We start from the raw sequence: 5842 nt of genomic DNA on the forward strand, positions 1-5842 counted from the left end.
TCACGGACCCGAACGCCTCGGTACTCTTCATCGCCTCGTACGGGCTGGACGGGTTCGAGGATGTGATGGAGAAGCTGAGCGTGGATCCGAAGGACATCCGGGCGGAGTGCCGGCGCCTGCTCGTGCAGGAGATGGAGTACGGGGGTAGGGTTCACCCGAGCGAGGAGGCGATCGAGTCGTGGGTGGAGGCGGGGTTCGAGGTAAGGGTCGTCGGTCGGGAGAAGTTCGAGGAGAAGGGCGTCCACTTCAAGGTCTGTTACACGGACAACGTGATGGCGATCACGAGCGCGAGCATGACGATCGCCGGCCTCGAGAGGCTGAGGGAGTGCCGGGAGTTCGTAGTGCCCGTCGTAATGGACGTCAAGGCGCCAATCACGCTGCTCGAGCCCGACCCCCTCGGGTTCGCGACGACGATCGGCGCGAACGCGCACGCGATCGCGCTCTACAAGTTCCTCACGGAGCCCGATCTGGTACGCGATCGTCGGGAGGGGGAGTACGGGTATTGCGGGGAGTACGGGGGTTACTTGCCCGAACACGACGGACTCGAGCGCATGTACCGGGACCTGAGGGTCGGGCTGGAGTGGTACCTGCGCGAGGGTTGCCCCGAGATGCTCTGGTGGGCGGAACCCGAGCCCCGTGAACTACTCGCCCCTTGATCCGGTCACTCGGCAGAGGAAGTTATAAGGATCCAGTACCGTCAGCGGCTCCCCTCCCTTCTCGAGCCTAGCGCTGATCTCCGAGAAATGGGGGTCGAAGGTCAGCAGCACCGCGTTCGTCTGTAGGCAGACGGCGGCGTGCTCGGCATCCGCGGAATCCCCCTTCGGGTGCGCGTCGCGGCACAGCTTGACCAGCTCCTCGTCGGGCCTCACCACCTTACACCTCAACCTGAGCAGACTCACGACATCCCGGAGCTTCCAGCAGTCGTCGTGGTACCGCCTCAGGTTCCGCTCGTACTCCTCGAGCAGCCTGGGTCCCGCGACCGGTGTCAGCTCACAGTTGAAGAGGGTGACCATGAGCGCGTGCAAGGATTCCACACGTTGCCCCCGGGATGGGCGGGGTCTAAGCCGGTGGATCCCCTTACGAGGACATCGCACGGCGATCGGCCGAGTCACCGAGGGGGAGAGGAGTTCCCTCACGGCCCTGAGCACTACGTTGGTATCGAGCATAACGTGCAACCGATGAACTCCCCCGTGCAACATCGCGGGCGGGGAGGACCTCCTTCGGGTAAACTGGATAAACTCTTACCCCACGCTAACGCCAGCCTCACGTCAACACGGCGCCACACCACATCCCGGTGTCTCGGGGATGGATGGGCGAGAAGAACCGGAAGGCACGCCATCAATGTCCAGCACAGGCGTGATATCGACGTACGGAACCACACCGAGGTCGTCTAGGACTGAGACGTGGAATGGCTCGAGTCAGACGACGGGGGTGAGCCTGGACGGGCTTTCGACTTCGGACCCCCGATCTTCCTCAACGACAGATCAGTCCTGGTACCCGATTACGACCTTAAGCAGGGGACCCTGAAGATAGTGCGGGTGATCACGAGGCCCCAGACGGCTGGTTGAAGATCTGATTCAGATACCGGTGAAGTTCCCGGGGGACGCGCCGTCCGGCAAGAGGAAGTGCGCCAGCCGGGTGTTGATCGACCCGTACTTGGCGGCGTACGACCTGTTCCGCGTCGGTGGGAAGACGTACCTCCTCGTCGTCTGGGTCACCGAGCGCGCCACCGAGGGCGCACACTACTACGACGTCAGGTACCGCATCCACGGCATGGACGTCCCGACCATCCGATGATCTTCCGCGAGGGCACGCTCGTGACCACCAAGGAGACAGGCATGTACGTGATGGTGAGAGGTCCGTACGTGATCGTGAAGTACTGGAGTCCGGTGGAGCGCGACGGGAAGGTGGTGAGCAGCGGGCTGGACGTGATGAACGAGCGTTTGGTGTCCGACGAGCCCATCGGGGCGTTGGTGCTCCTCCTGGCACCGGGGACACCGAGGTTCGATGAGGGCTCGGAGGAGAGCGTTCCCGGTTGCGTGGGGGTCGCGGGATAAAAGAGTGTGTGGAAGGTGTGGCTCATCGACGCCGTCAAGGGTAAGGTGGTCGACGAGTGCGAGTTCCGGGATCCGTACGAGAGACGCCTGGAGGTGTTCGCCCCGTTCGTGCCTGTGGAGAGCAAGGACGACGGTAAGCTGGAGGTGCTGGTCGTGAAGCCGGAGTTCAAGGTCGAGGAGGTGAAGGTCGAGTCGGATCGACTGAAGGTGACGCTGAGCGTCGGGGGCTTCGCGAGTAGTGGCTCGCCGGCGGCGATGACCGCAGGGCTCCGGGACGCGTCGGGCAACGTCGTGGCGGTGTCCGGGCACGTGGAACCGAGGAGGAGGGTGGCCGGTGGACCGTCACCCTCGAGCTGGTGCCCGAGACGAGGATCGAGCCGGGCGGGTACGACCTGGTCCTGCGGTGCTGGATGCCGATGGTGCCGACGTGGGGCTCGTCCGTCACCGAGTTCGTGAGGAAAGTAACGGTGCGCGTGGGTCCCCCGTACCCGCAGCGACCGTCGGTTCCCCACCGGCGGGTCCACCCGTCCGAGCCGGCGCGGCCCCCGGTCGGCGGGAAGACTCGAGTTGACGTACGCAGCGGTCCCGCGGGGGACGTGGAGATCGTGGTGACGCCGGTGCTCCCGGTGGTCCTCGCGTCCCGGCGGCGCTGGCGCTCCTAGGGTCCTCCCCCTGCTTTTTCTCACCTCGGCGGCTCGCCGACGTGCACGACCCGCTCGCCGCCGCTCGCCTTACCCTCGAGGATCTTGGCCCGGACCCGATGGGCGCCGACGCTGGCGATTTCGACCTCGAGGAACGCGGGCGTGCCCCAGCGGTTGAGGACGAGGAGGGCCCGGTCGTCGGGCACGGGGACGCGCGGGTCGAGTTCGAGGGTGAGTTCGCCGTTCTCGACGCTCTGTACGGCCCCGATGGTGTCGGAGGCCATGAGCTTGAGGAGGGCGAGGGCGTCGGTGAGTTGCTCGGCCTCTCGGCGGTCGTGGGTGGGGAGGACGCGGGTGACGCGGCGGAGGTCCCCCTGTTGGGCCGCGTAAAGGTCCTCCCAGTCGACCTGGGTGGCGGCGGAGAGGAGGGCGAGGAGGCGGTTCTGGAGGAGGGCGGAGGTCACGGTGGCGAGCTCGTCGACGGGTTCGACCTCGGTGAACTCGGAGAACTCGCGGACCTCGACGCCCAGGCGATCGGCGAGGACGCGGGCGGAGGGGTGGATGCGGCGGCCGAGTACGAGGGGTCGGTAGCCGGTGATCTCGGCCGCGACGTACGCCTGGCGGATCGCGTCCACGCCGACGGTGCCGGCCTTGACCTCGACGGCGTACCGTTCCCCGTCCTTCTCCGCGATGATGTCGATCTCCGCGATCAGCTCGCCCTCCAGCTCGATCCGGTGGTTTCGCTCCACGATCTCGAAGCCCTCGCGACGGAGGATGGCGGCGGCAACGTCCTCCGCCCGCTTGCCACGCCGCGGCAACCGATCACCACCCGGGCGACGCTGGTGCCGGCGATCCCCGGCCGACATTAGTGTCCTGCGGGCCGTGAAACGCCCGGATCGGGGAGGAAACGGTGGGGTTTGCCGGCGGCCCCGGGCGGGCCGTCCGACCACCCCCGTCGGTCCAGCCGGGCGCCGCACGGTACCCGCGCCGGGGGTGATCCGGCGGCGCGGTCACCGTCGCCCACGCGTTCGGACCGCGGGCACCGGGGGCGGGAGGAGGGGCGCGGTCGGGCGTCTCGCCGGTCGCGGGACCCCGCGTCCGTGCCTCCGCGGCGGTCGGCTCCCCGGCCCCGGGGAGGGACTGACCTCTCCGGCCGGGAGCCTTAGGACCCGTTTCCCGCGGATGAGGACCTCGAGTCCCCCGTCCCGACGCGTGATCACCTCGACGCCCCCGTCGAACGTGTACCTCGTCGCGCCGTCGCGCGACTCCGCCCGGGCGGGTGCCAGGCTCCTGCCGTCCGGGCCCACGAGCGTCACGGTGGTGGCACCGGTCGGGGTGCGGTGCACGACGATCGTCAGCGGCTCGCGTTCCGGCAGGACAATCAGTCTCGTCCCCGGGCTTAGGGTGGTCGCGAGGGGGCGCCCGGTCGACGTCGCGGTGGTTTCGAGGGTGCAGGCACCGTGCCGGACCCGCCATACGTGCACTCGGACGGTGCGCCCCTCGACGTGCACGAACGCGTGGCGGTCGCCGTCGTCGACGTGGATCCGGGGGTAGGCGATCGTCACCTCCCTTCCGGTCGTCAGGTCCCGTAGGGTGAGCGCCCCGTACGGGCCGTGGGTCGGGGGGTGGGGTGAGGCGAGGGCGTCGAGGAGGGTGAGTGGGTCGAGGTCCGAGGGAGCGCCCTCGAGGACGCGGGCGCGCTCGGGTTCCGCGAGGAGGATCCGCCCGTCGCCCAGTATCGCCTCGAAGAGCCAGCCCGCGCGCCCGATCGCCTTGATGGGAACCTCACCGAGGGTCCCCCGGAGCGGGTCGATCTCCAGGCACCTCATGGTGTCGGGTCGGAGCGCGAAGGTGCGGTAGTTCAGCGCCGGGACGACGGCGAGCGTGAGCTCGAGGCCGTTCAGGTTGAGGGTCGAGAGGCACCGGCTCGCCGGTTGGGTCATCGCGTGGGAGGGGCGCCCGCGGTGGAGCTCCCACACCTCGACGGAGCGTCCGGGGTACACGTTGATCGGGTGGTCGTCGATGACGAAGGAGAGCCGGGTGTAGGGGATCCGGAGGCGTTGAACGGTGACGCCGCCGACCTCGAGCCTCGCGTCGAGGGCGCCGTACGGGTCCCCGGGCGCGCTCACCCTCTCGAGCCTCGCGCTCGGGGTGAGCTCGAGGGCCCGGCCGTTCACGATCAGTCGCTCGGGGTAGGTCCTCCGGTACACGCCCCCCTCGTACGCCAGCTCGACCGAGCAGTCGCCGCCCCGCACCAGCAGGACGACCTCCCCGGTGGCGTGGTCGAACCGCACCTGGCGCGCCTCCAGGCCGCCCAGCCCCGGGAGTACCCGCCACGTGTAGGACCTCGACGTGCGACCGTCGGGGGCGCGGAGCTCGAGGGTCACCCGGTGCGTCCCTGGGGGCAGGGTGAGGGTGAGCCGGTGGACGCCCTCCCCCACCCGGGCCGTCACCGCGGGCCCGAGACCGTCGACGCGGACGGGCACGGGCCGGCCGTTGAGGAGGACCCTTAGGTTCCCCTCCTCCGGCACGCGCACGTCCGCGTCGATCGAGCACCCCACGCGACCGCTCCCACCGACCAGGGTCACCCGCGAGATCCGCGCGAGCTCCGGCGCCGCCGGCGGGTACACCTCGGCGATGATGCGGTGGTAGTACCCGAGCCCGTAGGCGTGGATCCTCACGGGGGTGCCGGCGGGGATCCGCTCCTCCACGTACCGCTTCGCCCTCATCCCGAGCTCGTACTCCTCCTCGCTGGCCGGGTGGTAGATCTCCGGGGCGTTGATCCGGGCGAAGCGGATCCGCAGGGCGACGACGGCCCCGTAGTACCGGAACGTCACGCCGCGCCGGTCCAGGCACCGCGGATCCGGGCGGAAGGAGGTGGGGACGACGTCGATCGTGTCACCGTCGATCACCCGGTAGACCCGGGCCGTGAATTCGCTGGGGATGCAGGGCGGGAGGGGATCCGGCGGCGGGTAGTGCCGATACTCGGCCAGACCCACCCTCACGAGCTCGTCCGACAGCGAGACGTTCGAGAATCGAAGCGCGCCGGCGGGAGTACCGAGGAGCAGAAGGGCCGCCGAGAGGACGACCGCGATCCCCCGGCGCACCCTGACCACCTCCCCACGTTCGGGTAAAGGAAGACCA

General features: G+C 69.0%; 7 protein-coding genes. 4 read left to right on the plus strand and 3 right to left on the minus strand.

Features of this window, described 5'->3' with window-relative positions; genetic code table 11:
* Positions 1–656 (plus strand): phospholipase D-like domain-containing protein (locus tag ACXJJV_RS05795; RefSeq protein WP_456467241.1); only part of this gene is annotated, 656 nt, incomplete at its 5' end.
* Here ACXJJV_RS05795 and ACXJJV_RS05800 read toward each other — a convergent pair.
* Positions 642–1199, minus strand: a complete 558-nt coding sequence (locus tag ACXJJV_RS05800) for a PIN domain-containing protein (protein ID WP_456467242.1) — start codon at positions 1197–1199, stop codon at positions 642–644. The genes ACXJJV_RS05795 and ACXJJV_RS05800 overlap by 15 nt on opposite strands.
* A gap of 388 nt (positions 1200–1587) precedes the next feature.
* Here ACXJJV_RS05800 and ACXJJV_RS05805 point away from each other — a divergent pair, with 388 nt between their 5' ends.
* Genes ACXJJV_RS05805 through ACXJJV_RS05815 form a run of 3 tightly spaced genes read left to right on the plus strand, consistent with a single transcriptional unit; the run spans position 1588 to position 2513 of the window.
* Positions 1588–1797 carry a hypothetical protein gene (locus ACXJJV_RS05805; protein ID WP_456467243.1) on the plus strand — a complete coding sequence of 70 codons (210 nt, stop codon included), beginning with the start codon at positions 1588–1590 and terminating at the stop codon, positions 1795–1797.
* Positions 1794–2057, plus strand: a complete 264-nt coding sequence (locus ACXJJV_RS05810) for a hypothetical protein (RefSeq protein WP_456467244.1) — start codon at positions 1794–1796, stop codon at positions 2055–2057. The genes ACXJJV_RS05805 and ACXJJV_RS05810 overlap by 4 nt, the downstream gene beginning before the upstream one ends.
* 6 nt (positions 2058–2063) lie before the next feature.
* Entirely contained in the window at positions 2064–2513 is a 450-nt protein-coding gene (locus ACXJJV_RS05815) for a hypothetical protein (protein WP_456467245.1), read from the plus strand.
* Positions 2514–2739: 226 nt separating this feature from the next.
* On the opposite strand, the gene ACXJJV_RS05820 is transcribed toward ACXJJV_RS05815, so the two are convergent.
* The gene (locus ACXJJV_RS05820) at positions 2740–3516 is read right to left on the minus strand and encodes a YraN family protein (protein ID WP_456467246.1); all 777 of its coding nucleotides are present in this window, start codon (positions 3514–3516) and stop codon (positions 2740–2742) included.
* Between the two features lie 192 nt (positions 3517–3708).
* The coding region (locus ACXJJV_RS05825) for a hypothetical protein (protein WP_456467247.1) at positions 3709–5842 on the minus strand (2134 nt) is incomplete at its 5' end.

It is taken from the genome of Methanopyrus sp., assembly GCF_053997775.1.

Coding starts and splice junctions, on each gene's coding strand:
- ACXJJV_RS05800 (WP_456467242.1), bottom strand. CDS start 1,199: ATGTTGCACGGGGGAGTTCATCGGTTGCACGTTATGCTCGATACCAAC.
- ACXJJV_RS05810 (WP_456467244.1), top strand. CDS start 1,794: ATGATCTTCCGCGAGGGCACGCTCGTGACCACCAAGGAGACAGGCATG.